The sequence below is a fragment of the Klebsiella sp. 10982 genome, assembly GCF_048589245.1.
Taxonomy (GTDB): domain Bacteria; phylum Pseudomonadota; class Gammaproteobacteria; order Enterobacterales; family Enterobacteriaceae; genus Klebsiella; species Klebsiella quasivariicola.
In genome coordinates, this window is the sequence record NZ_JBMAXV010000030.1 from 25,908 (window position 1) to 42,278 (window position 16,371).

15 protein-coding genes are annotated in these 16,371 nt (G+C 58.8%); 7 read left to right on the top strand and 8 right to left on the bottom strand.

Going from position 1 to position 16,371, the window contains the following annotated elements; genetic code table 11:
* Positions 1–58: 58 nt before the first annotated feature.
* A complete protein-coding gene (gene cysE / locus ACKLKD_RS19905; protein WP_002922426.1) occupies positions 59–880 on the top strand; it encodes a serine O-acetyltransferase in 822 nt (273 codons plus the stop codon).
* An 81-nt stretch (positions 881–961) separates the two neighbouring features.
* Here cysE and trmL read toward each other — a convergent pair whose 3' ends face one another.
* The 5 genes from trmL to ACKLKD_RS19930 form a co-directional block, all read right to left on the bottom strand.
* Positions 962–1,435 carry a tRNA (uridine(34)/cytosine(34)/5-carboxymethylaminomethyluridine(34)-2'-O)-methyltransferase TrmL gene (gene trmL, locus ACKLKD_RS19910; RefSeq protein ID WP_016161951.1) on the bottom strand — a complete coding sequence of 158 codons (474 nt, stop codon included), beginning with the start codon at positions 1,433–1,435 and terminating at the stop codon, positions 962–964.
* A 331-nt stretch (positions 1,436–1,766) separates the two neighbouring features.
* Positions 1,767–2,951, bottom strand: coding sequence for an FMN-dependent L-lactate dehydrogenase LldD (gene lldD / locus ACKLKD_RS19915; protein WP_025712168.1), 1,185 nt, complete (start codon positions 2,949–2,951; stop codon positions 1,767–1,769).
* Positions 2,951–3,724, bottom strand: coding sequence for a transcriptional regulator LldR (gene lldR, locus ACKLKD_RS19920; RefSeq protein ID WP_025712167.1), 774 nt, complete (start codon positions 3,722–3,724; stop codon positions 2,951–2,953). Before lldR ends, lldD begins: the two co-directional genes overlap by 1 nt.
* Positions 3,721–5,376: an L-lactate permease gene (lldP, locus tag ACKLKD_RS19925; protein WP_025712166.1), complete on the bottom strand. Its 1,656-nt coding sequence runs from the start codon at positions 5,374–5,376 to the stop codon at positions 3,721–3,723. Before lldP ends, lldR begins: the two co-directional genes overlap by 4 nt.
* Before the next feature lie 284 nt (positions 5,377–5,660).
* Entirely contained in the window at positions 5,661–6,023 is a 363-nt protein-coding gene (locus tag ACKLKD_RS19930; RefSeq protein WP_025712165.1) for a YibL family ribosome-associated protein, read from the bottom strand.
* Between the two features lie 273 nt (positions 6,024–6,296).
* Between ACKLKD_RS19930 and ACKLKD_RS19935 the strand changes: the two genes are divergently transcribed.
* Positions 6,297–6,521: a hypothetical protein gene (locus ACKLKD_RS19935; RefSeq protein WP_025712164.1), complete on the top strand. Its 225-nt coding sequence runs from the start codon at positions 6,297–6,299 to the stop codon at positions 6,519–6,521.
* On the opposite strand, the gene mtlR is transcribed toward ACKLKD_RS19935, so the two are convergent.
* The 3 genes from mtlR to mtlA form a co-directional block, all read right to left on the bottom strand.
* Positions 6,510–7,106: a mannitol operon repressor MtlR gene (gene mtlR / locus ACKLKD_RS19940; protein WP_025712163.1), complete on the bottom strand. Its 597-nt coding sequence runs from the start codon at positions 7,104–7,106 to the stop codon at positions 6,510–6,512. The two genes, ACKLKD_RS19935 and mtlR, sit on opposite strands and share 12 nt — an antisense overlap.
* On the bottom strand, positions 7,106–8,254 hold the full coding sequence (mtlD, locus tag ACKLKD_RS19945) for a mannitol-1-phosphate 5-dehydrogenase (RefSeq protein WP_025712162.1): 1,149 nt from the start codon (positions 8,252–8,254) through the stop codon (positions 7,106–7,108). The genes mtlR and mtlD overlap by 1 nt, the downstream gene beginning before the upstream one ends.
* 100 nt (positions 8,255–8,354) lie before the next feature.
* Positions 8,355–10,262 carry a PTS mannitol transporter subunit IICBA gene (gene mtlA, locus ACKLKD_RS19950; RefSeq protein ID WP_025712161.1) on the bottom strand — a complete coding sequence of 636 codons (1,908 nt, stop codon included), beginning with the start codon at positions 10,260–10,262 and terminating at the stop codon, positions 8,355–8,357.
* 538 nt (positions 10,263–10,800) lie between these two features.
* Between mtlA and ACKLKD_RS19955 the strand changes: the two genes are divergently transcribed.
* The 5 genes from ACKLKD_RS19955 (at position 10,801) to selB (ending at position 16,356) form a co-directional block, all read left to right on the top strand.
* Positions 10,801–11,169 carry a DUF3302 domain-containing protein gene (locus tag ACKLKD_RS19955; RefSeq protein WP_087804727.1) on the top strand — a complete coding sequence of 123 codons (369 nt, stop codon included), beginning with the start codon at positions 10,801–10,803 and terminating at the stop codon, positions 11,167–11,169.
* Positions 11,170–11,172: 3 nt separating this feature from the next.
* The gene (locus tag ACKLKD_RS19960; protein WP_080897618.1) at positions 11,173–12,309 is read left to right on the top strand and encodes an HlyD family secretion protein; all 1,137 of its coding nucleotides are present in this window, start codon (positions 11,173–11,175) and stop codon (positions 12,307–12,309) included.
* Positions 12,310–12,415: 106 nt separating this feature from the next.
* Positions 12,416–13,024: a glutathione S-transferase gene (locus tag ACKLKD_RS19965; protein ID WP_080897617.1), complete on the top strand. Its 609-nt coding sequence runs from the start codon at positions 12,416–12,418 to the stop codon at positions 13,022–13,024.
* A gap of 105 nt (positions 13,025–13,129) precedes the next feature.
* Entirely contained in the window at positions 13,130–14,518 is a 1,389-nt protein-coding gene (selA, locus tag ACKLKD_RS19970; protein ID WP_087804725.1) for an L-seryl-tRNA(Sec) selenium transferase, read from the top strand.
* A complete protein-coding gene (gene selB / locus ACKLKD_RS19975) occupies positions 14,515–16,356 on the top strand; it encodes a selenocysteine-specific translation elongation factor (RefSeq protein ID WP_080897615.1) in 1,842 nt (613 codons plus the stop codon). Before selA ends, selB begins: the two co-directional genes overlap by 4 nt.
* Positions 16,357–16,371 lie beyond the last annotated feature (15 nt).

Consider the following 16,371-nt stretch of genomic DNA (forward strand, 5'->3'; position numbering starts at 1 on the left):
TGAATGACCCTGCCAGCGCAGAACTGGCAGGTCATTACTATATCGCCTGGAGTATGCAATGCCGTGTGAAGAACTGGATATCGTCTGGAATAATATTAAAGCCGAAGCCCGGGCTCTGGCTGACTGTGAGCCGATGCTCGCCAGTTTTTACCACGCAACGCTACTCAAGCATGAAAATCTGGGCAGTGCGCTGAGCTATATGCTGGCCAACAAGCTGGCTTCCCCAATTATGCCGGCCATCGCCATTCGTGAAGTAGTGGAAGAGGCCTACGCCGCCGATCCGGAAATGATCGCCTCCGCCGCCTGCGATATTCAGGCGGTGCGTACGCGTGACCCGGCGGTGGATAAATACTCCACGCCGCTGCTCTACCTGAAGGGTTTCCATGCGCTGCAGGCGTATCGTATCGGCCACTGGCTGTGGACTCAGGGCCGGCGTGCGCTGGCGATTTTCCTGCAAAATCAGGTCTCCGTCTCCTTCCAGGTGGATATTCACCCGGCGGCGAAAATCGGCCGCGGGATCATGCTCGACCACGCCACCGGCATTGTGGTCGGTGAAACGGCGGTGATTGAAGATGATGTCTCTATTCTGCAGTCGGTCACTCTCGGTGGGACCGGTAAAACCAGCGGCGACCGTCACCCGAAAATTCGCGAAGGCGTGATGATTGGCGCCGGGGCGAAGATCCTCGGCAATATTGAAGTCGGGCGCGGGGCGAAGATAGGCGCCGGTTCGGTGGTATTGCAGCCGGTGCCGCCGCACACCACCGCCGCAGGCGTACCGGCGCGCATCGTCGGCAAGCCGGAGAGCGACAAGCCGGCGATGGATATGGATCAGCATTTCAACGGCATCCACCATACCTTCGAGTACGGCGACGGGATTTGATGTATTGCCACTTGCCGTTGTTAAGCCCAGAAAGGTAGCCCGGATAAGGCGCAACGCGCCGCAATCCGGGAACCGCTCAGGTTAGCTGCGCAACACCGCGCCTGGATATCCCAGCTGGCGCCAGGCTTCATACACCACCACCGACACCGCGTTTGACAGGTTCATACTGCGGCTGTCCGGCATCATTGGAATACGGATTTTCTGCTCCGGCGGCAGGGCATCGAGGATGCTGGCCGGCAGACCGCGGGTTTCCGGGCCAAACATCAAGAAATCGCCATCCTGATAGCTCACCGCGCTGTGCGCCGGTGTGCCTTTGGTGGTCAGGGCGAACAGCCGCTGTGGCTGCGCGCTGGCGAGAAACGCCGCGTAATCCGCATGGCGCTGCACGGCAGTGAACTCGTGATAGTCCAGTCCGGCGCGTCTCAGGCGCTTATCGTCCCAGGTAAAGCCCATTGGCTCAATGATATGTAAATTGAAGCCGGTGTTGGCGCACAGGCGAATAATATTGCCGGTGTTCGGCGGGATCTCTGGTTCGAATAAGACGATGTTCAACATACTGCCCCCTTAATTGCGGGGCAGAATAGCAGATATTTGGTCAACCCTCACCCCGGCCCTCTCCCAAAGGGAGAGGGGGAAAACCGGTGCCGGTCGGTGGGCTGGGGGGCTGGTAAAGGGAACACCCTCACCCCGGCCCTCTCCCAAAGGGAGAGGGGGAAAACCGGCGCCGGTCGGGCGCTGGAGGAAGGCGGGTAAAGGGCTTACCCATCCGTCGATACTTCTCGTGGACTGAGGGGCAGGGAAACGTCGCCGCTAATCTGTCTGCCGGACGGTTCCCTCTCCCTGAGGGAGAGGGTTAGGGTGAGGGGAGAGAGCATAACGGCGCAGCTTATGCCGCGTTATGCTGCTTCAGCGCATCGAAGGTCTGCAGCGCCTCCGCGTTCTGCACCAGCGAATCGCGGCTGATATCCGCGATGGTTTTTGCCCCGGTCAGGGTCATCGCCACTTTCATCTCTTTCTCGATCAGGTTCAGCAGATTCGCCACCCCTTGCTTACCGTGGGTCGCCAGGGCGTACAGATACGCGCGGCCCAGCAGCACGCTGTCGGCGCCAAGGGCGATCATCCGCACCACGTCGAGACCGTTGCGGATGCCGCTGTCGGCGAGAATAGTAATGTCGCCTTTCACCGCGTCGGCAATGGCGGGCAGGGCGCGGGCGGAGGACAGCACGCCATCGAGCTGGCGGCCGCCGTGGTTGGAAACCACAATACCGTCAGCGCCGAAGCGCACCGCGTCGCGGGCGTCTTCCGGATCGAGGATCCCCTTGATCACCATCGGGCCGTCCCAGAAATCGCGGATCCACTCGAGGTCTTTCCATGAAATCGACGGATCGAAGTTATTCGCCAGCCAGCCGATGTAATCCTCAAGCCCGGTCGGTTTGCCAAGATAGGTGGAGATATTGCCCAGATCGTGCGGGCGACCGTTGAGGCCGACATCCCACGCCCACTGGGGATGAGTGACCGCCTGCCAGTAGCGACGCAGGGCGGCATTCGGGCCGCTCATGCCGGAATGGGCGTCGCGATAACGGGCGCCAGGGGTGGGCATATCGACGGTAAAGACCAGCGTCGAGCAGCCTGCGGCTTTAGCGCGCTCCAGCGCATTGCGCATAAAGCCGCGGTCGCGCAGGACGTACAGCTGGAACCACATCGGGCGCTTGATGGTCGGGGCGACCTCTTCGATCGGGCAGACGGAAACGGTAGAAAGGGTGAACGGAATGCCTTTCTCATCCGCGGCGCCAGCGGCCTGCACTTCGCCGCGGCGGGCGTACATCCCGCACAGCCCGACCGGCGCCAGCGCCGTCGGCATCGCCAGCTTTTCGTTGAATAACGTGGTTTCCAGGCTCAGGTCCGACATATTGCGCAAAATACGCTGGCGCAAGGCGACATCGGAAAGGTCCTCGACGTTGCGGCGCAGGGTATGTTCGGCGTAGGCGCCGCCGTCGATATAGTGGAACAGAAACGGCGGCAGGATACGCTGGGCGGCGGCGCGATAGTCGCTGGCGGCGGAAATAATCATCACGAATTCTCCCTGGAATTTTCATTGTGGTCACCGGGCAGGCGGGTAATTCGCGCCTGGCGGGCCTGGTCTTCATCAAAACGTTTAATGGTGGCGTGGACAAAACCTAAGTGGCCCATCATCGCCTGGCGCGCCGCCTCGGCGTCACCGGCAACAATAGCCTCCATAACGGCCTGGTGCTGTTCGGTCAGGCGGGCAAACACCGGCGGCACCAGATACATCCGCTGGCGGCTCTGCTTCACCGAGGATTGTAGAAGCTCGAAAAAGCCGCGCATGGTTTGCAGCAGCACCACGTTATGCGAGGCTTCAGCGATCGCCAGATGGAAGCGGACGTCCGCCTGCGAGGCGATATCCGGGTCTTCACTCTGAGTGGCTTCAAAGCACAGACGAATTTTTTCTTTGTCGGCGTCGGTGGCCCGCATCGCCGCGTGCCACGCGGTGCTGGCTTCGATGGCGTGACGGGCTTCGAGGATATCGAAGCTGTAGTCCGGGTCATCTGCCAGCAGCGTCTTCAGCGGCTGGACGATGTTTTGCTCGGACCATGGCTCATGCTGCCAGCGGACGAAGGTGCCGCCGCCGCGACGGCTCAGCAGCACACCTTCATTGACCAGCATCGCCAGCGCTTCGCGCAGGGAATTGCGCGAGACGCCGAGCTGGGCGGCGAGCTGGCGCTCGGCGGGCAGTCGCATGCCCGCCTCCAGCTGTTGTTCTTCAATCAGCGCCCGGACGCGACGCGCTACGTCGTCGGCCAGGCGTTTAGGCATCACTATCACGGGATCATCCAGGTTAAAACGTAGGCCTGCAGCGTGGTGATCAGGCCCACCATGCAGGTGAAGATCAGGCTGTGTTTGACGGTAAAGCGGAACAGATCCGACTCTTTACCCACCAGGCCTACCGCGGCGCAGGCGATGGCGATCGACTGCGGGGAAATCATCTTGCCGGTGACGCCGCCGGTGGTATTGGCGGCGACCAGCAGGATATCGGAGACGCCAATCTGCTGTGCCGCCGTTGCCTGCAGCGCGGCGAACAGGGCGTTAGACGAGGTGTCCGAACCGGTCAGGAATACCCCCAGCCAGCCAAGGAACGGCGAGAAGAAGGTAAACGCGTGGCCGGTATGGGCCAGTGCCAGGGCCAGGGTCGACGACAGCCCGGAGTAGTTAGAGATAAAGGCGAACGCCAGCACCATCCCGATAGAGTAGATCGGCAGCGCCAGATCCTTCAGCGTCCCGGCGAAGGTGGTCAGCGCGTCTTTCGGCTTCATGCGCAGCCAGACAATGGACAGCAGGGCGGCGAACAGAATGGCGGTGCCGGTCGCCGACAGCCAGTCGAATTTGTAGATAGCAGCGTAAGGGGTCGCTGCGCTGACCACCGGCGGCATGCGGGCGACCATCTTGTCGAGGAACGGTACCGAAATATTGATGACGAAGTCATACATCGCGCCGCCCGGTGCGAACAGCGCTTTGAACGGCGGTACGCTCCACAGGGTCACGGTGGCGGTCAGGAACAGGAACGGCGACCAGGCGCGGATCACTTGTCCCGCCGTGTAGCGAGTGCGGGCCAGCGTCATATCCACCTGTGCGGCGCCGATATCGCCAAAGCGGAAGATACGCACTGGCTGCCAGCGTTTGAGGAACAGGGTCAGACAGACCAGGGAGACCAGCGACGAGATGATGTCCGGCAGCTCCGGGCCAAGGAAGTTAGAGCTAAGGTACTGGGCAATAGCGAACGAACCGCCTGCCACCATCACCGCCGGCCAGGTCTCTTTAATGCCCCGCCAGCCGTCCATGATAGCCATGATCCAGAACAGGACGATAATGGTCAGGAACGGCAGCTGACGGCCCACCATCTGGCCGATGGCGAAGCTGTCGATACCGGTCACCTGGCCGGCGACCAGAATTGGGATGCCCATCGCGCCGAAGGCCACCGGCGCGGTGTTAACGATCAGGCACAGGCCAGCGGCATACAGCGGGTTAAACCCGAGACCGACCAGCAGCGCGGCGGTAATGGCGACTGGCGCGCCGAAACCCGCCGCCCCTTCGAGAAAGGCGCCGAAGGAGAAACCGACGATCAGCATCTGCAGGCGCTGGTCCGGCGTAATCGACAGGATCGACGAGCGAATAATATCGAACTGCCCGGTCTTCACTGAGATTTTATAGACGAAGACCGCGGCGATAATAATCCACGCGATAGGCCACAGGCCGTAGAAGAAGCCATAGACCACCGAGGCTAAAGCGCGGTCCACCGGCATTTTATAGAACAGCAAGGCGACGGCCAGCGCGATAGCGACGGTCCAGGTGGCAGCGACGTAGCCTTTCAGTTTGAGCTTAATCAGCGCGAAAAAGAAAAACAGAATCGGTAGCGATGCGATAAGACTGGATAACCAGATATTACCGGCGGGATCGTAGTTTTGTTGCCAGAGATTCATGCAGGGTCTCCATCGGGCCGCCAGGACAGGAGGGCTGAGTCTGCGCTCATTGCCGATCACATGCTGGGTAAAATTGGCCCGGCCAATTAGGGATAGCAGGGTTGATGACAACGAATGGTTAACCAGATGTTACTCTTAAGCAACGTGTTTGTGATGTGTTTTGATGGATTTGTGAACTACTGAGGGGTTGATGAAATTATTGGTTGGACCAATCGGCCTGGCAGGGCATAAAAGCGTGGGGGAGTGAAGACAGAATGGCCCTCTCCGCACGGAGAGGGTTGGGATCAGAATTCGCTGCGGGCGAAACCGGTCATCTCTTTGAGACCCATTTCCCGGCCGAGAGCGGTCATCGGATGAACGACTACCAGACCGCGGACGCTTTTCTTCAGTTTGCCCATATCGGCCTGCTCTTTTTTGGTTATCGCGCGGCGGAACGGCAGACTCATCAGCTTCTGCGCCTCTTTGCTCAGTTTCTGGCTCTGGACGGAACGCAGGCGCTCAATCTCCGTTTCCAGGGTCGCTTTTTCTTTTTCCAGCTCAGCGTATTTGTCGGCGGCTTCCACCAGCGACAGCTCGGCCTGCTGGTGGCGGATGGTGTCGAGACGATCGCTCAGACGCTTGATTTCATTCTTTTCGACTTCTTTCATGGTGACTTAATCTGTTAATAAAGGGGCTTCATTCGCCTATAGTATGTGCTGTGACTGTCATTGTTGATAGCTTTTTATCAAAAATTCGCCGTTTAGCGCCTGCAGAATGCAATATCATCCATGGCTAATAATTTGAATTTTATTAATATTCTTCCTAATATCTGGTCTAATTTCATTTCTGTGAAGCCTGTCGGCAGATAAGCACGTTTTCCTTAACCCGCGCCGGTGATTTGGCTAATGCTTAATCAGATTATTCCCAAAGAGGAGGACGTGATGGCAAAGATCGGCGACGGCGTACCACGTTTAATCGACAAAGCGGTTGATTTTATGGCTTCCAGTCAGGCGTTTATGGAGTATTTGAAAAAGTCTCCGCGTCTGCAGCATGTACCGCGAGACATCCCTCAGGAGAAGGAAGCGTTGTTTCTGCAGCGTCTGGAATATTATCGTCAGCTTTACCGGCCGACCTGCGACCAGACGGAGCCGGAATCAGAGCGTTGATTTCTGGAAGGCTTTTTTTAAGCTGATTCGTGAAATCAGCTCAGTCAGGGACAACACCATTGTTGAGCGCACCATCTGCTGGTAACGCAGCTTCTGCATTGCCAGCAGTTCTGCATCGCTGTCATCAAACTGCGGCGTTGGCGGCAGGGCGGTGACGCAGTGCAGCTCGCCGAACGGACCGATAATTTCGTCGTCGGTGAAGCTGTACTCATTGCCGTCGTGGTTAAGCTCTTCGCGCAGGGCCATCAGCAGTTCAGCGTCTTCATACTCGGCACGACTTATCACCCCAAGGCCATAAATCAGCTTCAGGCGTACAGAGAGATCGCCGAGCGGCCCGCTGCCCTCCAGCAAGGGCTCGACGGCGTATTTCACCGCGTAGTCGTCTTTACGGAACACCTGAAGCACCAGAATATTGACCGCTTCCGTTAACAGCTCGACGGTGGCGATCAGGAAGCTTCGTACGGTTTTGCCAGCATTCAGACGCTCAAGCACACGGTTTTCAAATGCTTGTGTTTCTTCCATCATTGCCTGCATATCTGACAGGAGTCGTAATGGGCGCGACGTCGGTCGCGCCAGGTTGTACATCATTTTACCGCGTTGTAGTCGCTAACGGCCTCCGCGACAACAGCGCTTGCAGCGTCCAGGCCGGAAATCTGCGCCAGCGCCGCCTGCGGCCCCTTGTCAGCGATCAGTGCCGCCAGCTCCTGCGCCTGCGGATCGTCTTCGCTACGGAAATGCATCGCCGCCGCAATCCCTTTCACCAGGTTGCGGTGCGGCAGACCGTATTCCAGGGTACCCAACAGCGGCTTAATTAAACGGTCGCCAGCGCTCAGTTTGCGCAGCGGCTGACGGCCAACGCGCTCAACATCGTCTTTCAGGTACGGGTTCTCGAAACGTCCCAAAATTTTCTGGATATAAGCTGCGTGCTTCTGGGCATCAAAGCTGTAGCGTTTGATCAGCACCGCGCCGCTCTCTTCCATCGCGCCTTTAACGACGGCACGAATGCTCTCATCGAGGATCGCATCGCGAATCGTCTGGTGGCCCGCCAGTTTCCCGAGGTAGGCGGTTATAGCATGCCCGGTGTTTAAGGTGAATAGCTTGCGTTCGACAAATGCCATCAGGTTATCGGTTAATTCCATTCCCGGGATGTTCGGCAGCTCGCCCTTAAACTGGGTTTTATCCACAATCCATTCGCTGAAGGTTTCCACAGTGACTTCCAGCGGATCGTTGGTGGCGGAGGCTGACGGCGGCACGATACGGTCTACGGCGGAGTCGACGAAGCCGATATGCGCTTCCACCCACGCTTTATCTTCTTCCGCCAGCGCGTTAAACACGTGGCCTTTTAACTGCGTGGTGCCGCGCACCATATTTTCGCAGGCGATAATGTTCAGCGGGCGTTCGCTGCCCTGTGCTTTGCGCTTCGCCAGCCCTTTGGCGATCGCCGGGGCGATACGTTCGAGCACGACGGGGCCGACGGCGGTAGTGAGCAGATCGACCTCAGCGATCAGGTCCACCACCTCATCGCCGATGCTGCTGACGGCATTGACGCCGGAGACGGTATCCACCTGCTCATTTTCGCCGACGACGTGAACCTGATAGCTATGACGGGCATTCAGGGCATCAAGTACGGTCTGATTGACATCGGCGAACGTCAGTTCGATGCCCGCGTCGGCCAGCAATTTACCGATAAAGCCACGTCCGATATTACCTGCGCCAAAATGTAATGCTTTCATAGTATTAACCTTCAATTAATGTTTTTACCTGAGAGGGCTGGGGTGAGGCTTTTCCCTCACCGCAACCCTCTCCCAAAGGGAGAGGGAAGGGACGTTGTGGTTATTTATTCAACAGCGCCAAAACCTCGTCGACGCTGGTGGTTTTCGCCAGTCGTTCAATCACGGTTTCATCATCCAGTGCGTTAGTCAGGCTGGTGATAACGTGGATGTGTTCGTTATTGCGGGCGGCGATGCCGATCACCAGGCGGGCAACATCGTCTTCATCTTCGCCGAAACGCACCCCTTCCGGGTACTGGCAGAAGACAACGCCGGTTTTCAGCACGCGATCTTTCGCTTCAATGGTGCCGTGCGGGACCGCGATGGACTCCCCGAGATAGGTTGAGGTCAGTTTTTCGCGGTCGAGCATCGCCTGTACATATTCCGGCTCGACGTAGCCGCCTTTCACCAGCTGTTCACCGGCGAAGCGAATCGCTTCTTCTTTGGTGGCCGCTTTGCGACCGAGGAAGATGTTATCCGCGCCCAGCTGGAACAGGTTTTTGTTAGTATCGTCAAAGCTGTCTTTCAGGCTATCGGTGACTTTGACTTCGTTGTCGATGTGGCGCTGCGCCGCGACCAGACGCTCGGTCAGGCTGGTGTACAGACCGCTGTCGAGGAAGTTGGTCAGCGAAATATGCTGCGCCTGCGGCACCTGACGCATGGCGCGCTCGGTGAGGTCGCGGTGGGTGATGACCAGGTCAACATCCGGCGGCAGGTTATTGATTGCGCTGTTGGTGACCGAAATCTGGCTCAGCCCGGCATCCTGCACTTTCTTGCGCAGCACCCCTGCGCCCATGGCGCTGGAACCCATACCGGCGTCGCAGGCGACGATGATTTTACGCACATGGCTCAGGTCGTTGGTGACATTACCGGCCGCCAGCGGGCTGGCGCCTTTGGATTCCGCTTTCATGTCGTGCATACGACGCGTTGCGGCTTCGATATCGTCTTCTTCTTTGACTTTGCTGGTCTTCAGCAGAACTGCAGAGACCACGAAGGAGACCGCCATCGCCGCGATAATCGCTGCAATGTTAGCGAAGTAGGCGCCTTTTGGCGTCATCGCCAGCACCGCCAGGATAGAGCCCGGGGAAGCCGGAGAGACCAGACCGCCGTTGAGGATAGTCAGGGTGAAGACACCGGTCATCCCGCCGAGAATAACGGCCAGGATCAGACGCGGGTTCATCAGCACGTACGGGAAGTAGATTTCATGGATACCCCCCAGGAAGTGGATGATAGCTGCCCCGCCTGCAGACTGTTTTGCGCTGCCGCGACCAAAGAACATGTACGCCAGCAGAACGCCCATCCCCGGACCCGGGTTAGCTTCAATCAGGAAGAAGATGGATTTGCCCAGCTCGTGGGACTGCTGAATACCCAGCGGTGAGAAGATACCGTGGTTGATGGCGTTATTGAGGAACAGGATTTTTGCCGGTTCCACGAAGATAGACGCCAGCGGCAGCATGTCGTGCGCCACCATAAAGTTCACGCCAGCTGCGAGCAGTTTTGACAGAACTTCAACCGCCGGGCCGATGCCGAGGAAGGCCAGAATGGCGAGGATCATCCCGATGATGCCGGCGGAGAAGTTATTCACCAGCATTTCAAAACCGGATTTGATCTTACCATCTACCCAGTTATCGAATTTCTTGATGCAGTAACCACCCAACGGGCCGGCAATCATGGAGCCGAGGAACATCGGCATATCCGCGCCGACGATAACGCCCATGGTAGTGATCGCCCCGACCACCCCGCCACGTTCGCCGCCGACTAATTTACCGCCGGTGTAACCGATCAGCAGCGGCAGCAGGTAGGTGATCATCGGACCGACCAGCTTCGCCAGCGTTTCGTTTGGCAACCACCCTGTCGGAATGAAAAGCGCAGTGATGATACCCCACGCGATAAACGCGCCGATATTCGGCATCACCATATTGCTGAGGAAACGACCAAAGCTTTGCACTTTGATCTTGATATCGGATGACATAAAACACCCCTTCTTCTGTTTTGCGTATCGCGCAGGCTAAAAGCCCGAGGTTTGTTGTTAATGTGGCGGCAGAGGTAGCCGGGCCCTGATTGATAGTGCGAAATCTGGCACTGAATCGTTTAGCTGTCCAGCCAGCGCCCTTTTGTGTGATACGGATCACATGAATATAGGGGGCAAAGCGCTTTTTGTAGTGATGCTGATCACATAATTCCTGTGTAAAAAAACAACACAGCGCCTTTTTAGCCGCTGATCTGCCTTTTTGTGTGATATTTGTCACAATTTTGTTTCGTGGTTTTGTTGTTTGTTTGTGATTTTGATCACAAAGAATTTCACGGTGGATTTTTGCCGCTGTGATCTCGGCCCGGTTTTGCGGCCAGGGCGAGATGGCTCTGTAACTAAGCAACCTTAACTGCCGAATAACTTTTTTACGCCGGATGGCAAAAATGAAAGGCGTGAATTATGCTCAAAATAGCGGCCCGAATGTCAGTGGGTCGTGAATAAAATTCATATAAATTATTAGCGTAAAGCCGAGGGAATTATGTTTCTCAATTATTTTGCGCTGGGCGTTCTGATCTTCGTTTTTCTGGTCATTTTTTATGGGATTATCATTCTTCACGATATTCCCTATATGATTGCTAAAAAACGCAACCACCCCCATTCGGATGCTATTCATGTTGCCGGATGGGTGAGCCTTTTTACGCTCCACGTCATCTGGCCGTTTTTATGGATTTGGGCCACGTTGTACCAGCCTGAGCGCGGCTGGGGCATGCAGCATAAGGCGAATACGGCCCCTGACGAACCTGAAAAAGAGACCGATATACAACAGCTTCGCCAACGACTGAGCGACCTTGAACACCAGGTGGCGGCCATCCAGCGGCCGCAGTCCACCTCTGCGGCGGAGAAATAAACGATGGATCTGTTGATAATTTTGACCTACGTGGCCATCGCCTGGTCGATATTTAAAATCTTCAAAATACCGGTAAATAAATGGACGGTACCCACCGCGGCGCTGGGTGGCGTATTTATTGTTAGCGCGCTTATTTTATTAATGAACTATAACCACCCGTATACGTTTCTGGCGCAAAAGGCGGTGATATCTATTCCTGTTACGCCGCAGGTTACCGGGGTGGTGAACAGCGTTACTGACAAAGCGAATCAGCGCGTTAAAAAGGGCGAAGTGCTTTTTACGATTGACCCGGCGCGCTATCAGGCGCGAGTCGACCGCCTGCAGGCCGACCTGGTGACGGCGCTGCACAGTATTAACACCCTCAAAGCGCAGCTCTCTGAAGCCCAGGCCAACACCACCCGCGTGTCGGCGGAACGCGATCGCTTATACAAGGACTATCAGCGCTACCTGAAAGGGAGCCAGGCGCGGGTGAACCCGTTCTCGGAAAGCGACATCGATAACGCCAGGCAGAATTACCTTGCCCAGGACGCGCTGGTCAAGGCGTCGGTGGCGGAGCAGGCGCAGATCCAGAGCCAGCTGGACAGCATGATCAACGGCGAGCAGTCGCAAGTGGCCAGCCTGCGCGCCCAGCTGGCGGAGGCGAAATATAATCTCGATCAGACCACCGTGCGGGCGCCAAGCGATGGGTATATCACCCAGGTGCTGATCCGCCCTGGGACCTACGCTGCCTCGCTGCCGCTGCGTCCGGTGATGGTGTTTATCCCGGAGCAAAAACGGCTGATCGTCGCCCAGTTTCGGCAAAATTCCCTGCTGAGGCTGGAGAAAGGCGATGACGCGGAAGCGGTGTTTAACGCCCTGCCCGGGCAGGTGTTCCACGGCAAACTGGTCGATATTTTACCGGTAGTGCCGGGAGGAACTTATCAGGCGCAGGGGGCGTTACAGTCGCTGACCGTGACGCCGGGCAGCGATGGCGTGCTGGCGACCATCGAGCTTGATCCTAATGCCGAAATTGATGCGCTGCCTGATGGCATCTACGCGCAGGTGGCGGTCTACTCCGACCATTTCACCCACGTCTCGGTGATGCGTAAAGTGCTGCTGCGCATGACCAGCTGGATGCACTACCTCTATCTCGATCATTAATGCGATCGGCGGCAGGTTGAGCGGGACGCTCACCTGCCTTTTGCCCTGCCCTGAGCCATACTCATATCTTTATTGGCGATAATTTGTTGGCGATAAGGAGCAGGCTATGAAACTGATCGGCAGCTACACCAGTCCCTTTGTGCGCAAAATCTCCGTCATCCTGCTGGAAAAGCGCATCCCGTTTGAGTTTGTCAACGAATCCCCGTACAGCGAAGACAACGGCGTGGCGCGCTATAACCCGCTGGGCAAAGTGCCGGCGCTGGTGACGGACGACGGTGAGTGCTGGTTTGATTCTCCGGTCATCGCCCAGTATCTGGAGCTGCTGGGCGTGGCGCCGCCGATGCTCCCCTCCGACCCCAGAGCCGCTCTCAGGATGCGTCAGCTTGAAGCGCTGGCGGATGGGGTGATGGAGGCCGCCCAGGCACTGGTGCGCGAAAAAGCCCGCCCAGGCGCGCAGCAGTCAGAGCAAGAGCTGCTTCGTCAGCGGGAGAAAGTGGCTCGCGGTCTCGACAGGCTGGAAGCCTGCGCGGCAGACGGAACGCTGCGCGGCGACGAGGTCAATCTGGCGACCATTTCCACGGCCTGCGCCATTGCCTACCTGAACTTTCGCCGGGTAGCGCCCGGCTGGTGCGCCACCCGGCCGCAGCTGGTAAAGCTGGTGGATGCCCTGTTCCAGCGCGCCAGCTTTGCGCGTACCGAACCGCCGCGGACTTGACCCAGGCAGGTAACAGTTTGTGCAAGGAGGCGTTACAATCGCCGCTGATTGTTGACTCCCTCTCCCGTCGGGAGGGGGGAAAATAACTTACCGCCAGGCCCATTCATGACTACCGAAATTCGTGCGCTTTATACCCGGCTTCCGGCCATTGACCGCTTACTACGCGACCCCGCTTTTTCCTCTCTGCTGGCGCAGCACGGCCATTCGCAGGTAGTGGCGCAACTGCGCCAGATGCTCGATGAGGCGCGGGAGCAAATCCGCCAGCATCAGACGCTGCCGGACTGGAGCCATGACTGGCTGAACGCCTGCGCACAGCGGCTGACCGCCAGTCGGCAGAGCGCCCTGCGTCCGGTGTTTAATCTCACCGGTACGGTATTGCATACTAATCTGGGACGCGCCATCCAGGCAGAGTCGGCCGTGGAGGCAGTTGCCAGTGCGATGCGCGCGCCGGTGACCCTCGAATATGATCTCGACGACGCCGGGCGTGGCCATCGCGATCGCGCCATTGCCGATCTGCTGTGCCAGATCACCGGCGCGGAAGATGCCTGCATTGTGAACAACAACGCGGCGGCCGTTCTGTTGATGCTGGCGGCCACCGCCAGCGGCCGCGAAGTGGTGGTCTCCCGCGGCGAACTGGTGGAGATCGGCGGGGCATTTCGCATCCCCGACGTGATGCGCCAGGCGGGTTGTCAGCTGCACGAAGTGGGCACCACCAACCGCACCCATGCTAAAGATTATCGCCAGGCGGTGAATGACAATACTGCGCTGCTGATGAAGGTTCACACCAGCAACTACAGCATTGAAGGCTTTACCAAAGCCGTCGACGAAGCGGAGCTGGCGGCCATTGGCCGCGAACTGGACGTCCCGGTAGTGGCCGACCTGGGCAGCGGGTCGCTGGTGGATCTCAGTCAGTATGGCCTGCCAAAGGAGCCGATGCCGCAGGAGATGATTGCCGCCGGGGTGAGCCTGGTCAGTTTCTCCGGCGATAAGCTGCTCGGCGGTCCGCAGGCCGGAATTATCGTCGGCAAACGCGCGCTGATTGCCCGGCTGCAAAGCCACCCGCTGAAGCGGGCCCTGCGCGCGGATAAAATGACCCTCGCGGCGCTGGAAGCCACGCTGCGCCTCTATCAGCACCCGGAGGCGCTGAGGGAGAAATTGCCGACGCTGCGCCTGCTCACCCGTCCGGCGGAGGAGATCCGCCGGACGGGTGAACGCCTGCAGCCTGCCCTGGCGGCACACTATGCTGATTTTGCCGTCAGCGTGGCAGCCTGTCAGTCGCAGATTGGCAGTGGTTCGTTACCCGTCGACCGCCTGCCCAGCGCGGCGTTGACCTTTACCCCGCATGACGGCCGCGGCAGCCGGCTGGAGGCGCTGGCGGCCTGCTGGCGCGCGCTGCCGTGTCCGGTGATTGGCCGCATTTATGACGGTCGGCTCTGGCTGGACCTGCGCTGTCTGGAAGATGAAACCCGGTTTATGGAGATGTTGTTACGATGATTATTGCCACCGCTGGACATGTTGACCACGGCAAAACGACGCTGCTGCAGGCGATAACCGGCGTGAATGCCGATCGTCTGCCGGAAGAGAAAGCGCGGGGAATGACGATCGATCTCGGCTATGCCTACTGGCCGCAGCCGGACGGGCGGGTGCTGGGATTTATTGACGTTCCCGGGCACGAAAAGTTTTTGTCCAACATGCTGGCGGGGGTGGGTGGGATCGACCATGCGCTGCTGGTGGTGGCCTGCGATGACGGGGTGATGGCGCAAACCCGCGAACACCTGGCGATCCTGCAGCTGACCGGAAAGCCGACGCTGACCGTGGCGCTCACTAAAACGGACCGCGTGGCGGCCGCCAGGGTGGCGGAAGTTCAGGCAGAGGTCGAGCAGACCCTGCGCAAGCTGGGCTTTGACGCCGTCGCTTTCTTTCCCACCGCGGCACCGGAAAATATCGGTATTGCCGAACTGCGCAGCCATCTGCTGCAGCTTGCGGAGCGTTCCCACCCGCAGCAGCAGCGGTTTCGCCTGGCGCTGGACCGCGCTTTTACCGTCAAGGGGGCGGGGCTGGTGGTCACCGGGACGGCACTCTCCGGCGAAGTACGGGTCGGGGATACCCTGTGGCTCACCGGCGTCAACACGCCGATGCGCGTCCGCGGTCTGCATGCCCAGAACCAAGCGGTTGAACAGGCGCACGCCGGGCAGCGCATTGCGCTGAATATTGTCGGCGATGCGCAAAAAGAGGCCGTGCATCGCGGCGACTGGCTGCTCTCCTCACCGCCGCCGGAGGCCGCAGAGCGGGTGATTGTCGAGCTACAGTGCCATACGCCGCTCAGCCAGTGGCAGCCGCTGCATATTCACCACGCTGCCAGCCACATTACCGGCCGGGTGTCGCTCCTTGAGGGCAACCTGGCGGAGCTGGTGCTGGATACCCCGCTGTGGCTGGCGGATAACGACCGGCTGGTGCTCCGCGATATCTCCGCTCGCTTAACGCTGGCCGGCGCACGGGTGGTGACGCTGGATCCCCCGCGTCGCGGCAAACGGAAACCGGAATATCTGCAGTGGCTGCACGCCCTGGCGGCAGCTGGCGCTGACGATGCGCAGGCGCTGGAGCTGCATCTGCAGCGGGACGCCGTCCGCCTTGAGCGCTTCGCCTGGGCGCGGCAGCTCAGCGAAGCCGGAATGACGGCTCTGATCCAGCGACCGGACTATCTGCAGGCCGGACAGCGCCTGCTCAGCGCGCCGCTTGCCGCCCGCTGGCAGCGAAAATTGCTGGATGCCCTGGCACGCTACCATGAGCAGCATCGCGACGAGCCCGGTCCAGGCCGGGAGCGCCTGCGCCGCATCGCGCTGCCGATGGAAGATGAAGCGCTGGTGCTGCTGCTGATTGAGCAGATGCGCGAGAGCGGCTTAGTCCACAGCCATCACGGTTGGCTGCATTTGCCGGAGCATAAAGCCGGATTTACTGACGAGCAGCAGGCGGTCTGGCAGAAGGTGGAGATCCTGTTCGGCGATGACCCCTGGTGGGTGCGCGATCTTGCGCGCGAAGTCCATGTTGAAGAGTCGCTGATGCGCGCGGTGCTGCGTCAGGCCGCGCAGCAGGGGATGATAACCGCGATCGTAAAGGATCGTTACTACCGCAACGATCGCATTGTGCAGTTCGCCCAGCGGGTGCGCGAGCTGGATCAACTGCGCGGATCAACCTGCGCAGCGGATTTCCGCGATACCTTAAACGTAGGGCGGAAGCTGGCGATCCAGATCCTGGAGTATTTTGACCGGATTGGCTTCACCCGCCGTCGCGGTAACGATCATATCCTGCGCGATAAAGCGCTGTTCCGGTAATCATGATCGCCTGTT

Excerpts from the sequence above, each read along its gene's own strand:
- mtlD (WP_025712162.1), bottom strand. The coding sequence starts at position 8,254 with ATGAAAGCATTACATTTTGGCGCAGGTAATATCGGACGTGGCTTTATC.
- cysE (WP_002922426.1), top strand. The coding sequence starts at position 59 with ATGCCGTGTGAAGAACTGGATATCGTCTGGAATAATATTAAAGCCGAA.
- lldP (WP_025712166.1), bottom strand. The coding sequence starts at position 5,376 with ATGAATCTCTGGCAACAAAACTACGATCCCGCCGGTAATATCTGGTTA.
- mtlR (WP_025712163.1), bottom strand. The coding sequence starts at position 7,106 with ATGTACAACCTGGCGCGACCGACGTCGCGCCCATTACGACTCCTGTCA.
- ACKLKD_RS19935 (WP_025712164.1), top strand. The coding sequence starts at position 6,297 with ATGGCAAAGATCGGCGACGGCGTACCACGTTTAATCGACAAAGCGGTT.
- ACKLKD_RS19930 (WP_025712165.1), bottom strand. The coding sequence starts at position 6,023 with ATGAAAGAAGTCGAAAAGAATGAAATCAAGCGTCTGAGCGATCGTCTC.
- ACKLKD_RS19955 (WP_087804727.1), top strand. The coding sequence starts at position 10,801 with ATGTTTCTCAATTATTTTGCGCTGGGCGTTCTGATCTTCGTTTTTCTG.
- lldD (WP_025712168.1), bottom strand. The coding sequence starts at position 2,951 with ATGATTATTTCCGCCGCCAGCGACTATCGCGCCGCCGCCCAGCGTATC.
- ACKLKD_RS19965 (WP_080897617.1), top strand. The coding sequence starts at position 12,416 with ATGAAACTGATCGGCAGCTACACCAGTCCCTTTGTGCGCAAAATCTCC.
- selB (WP_080897615.1), top strand. The coding sequence starts at position 14,515 with ATGATTATTGCCACCGCTGGACATGTTGACCACGGCAAAACGACGCTG.
- selA (WP_087804725.1), top strand. The coding sequence starts at position 13,130 with ATGACTACCGAAATTCGTGCGCTTTATACCCGGCTTCCGGCCATTGAC.
- ACKLKD_RS19960 (WP_080897618.1), top strand. The coding sequence starts at position 11,173 with ATGGATCTGTTGATAATTTTGACCTACGTGGCCATCGCCTGGTCGATA.
- trmL (WP_016161951.1), bottom strand. The coding sequence starts at position 1,435 with ATGTTGAACATCGTCTTATTCGAACCAGAGATCCCGCCGAACACCGGC.
- mtlA (WP_025712161.1), bottom strand. The coding sequence starts at position 10,262 with ATGTCATCCGATATCAAGATCAAAGTGCAAAGCTTTGGTCGTTTCCTC.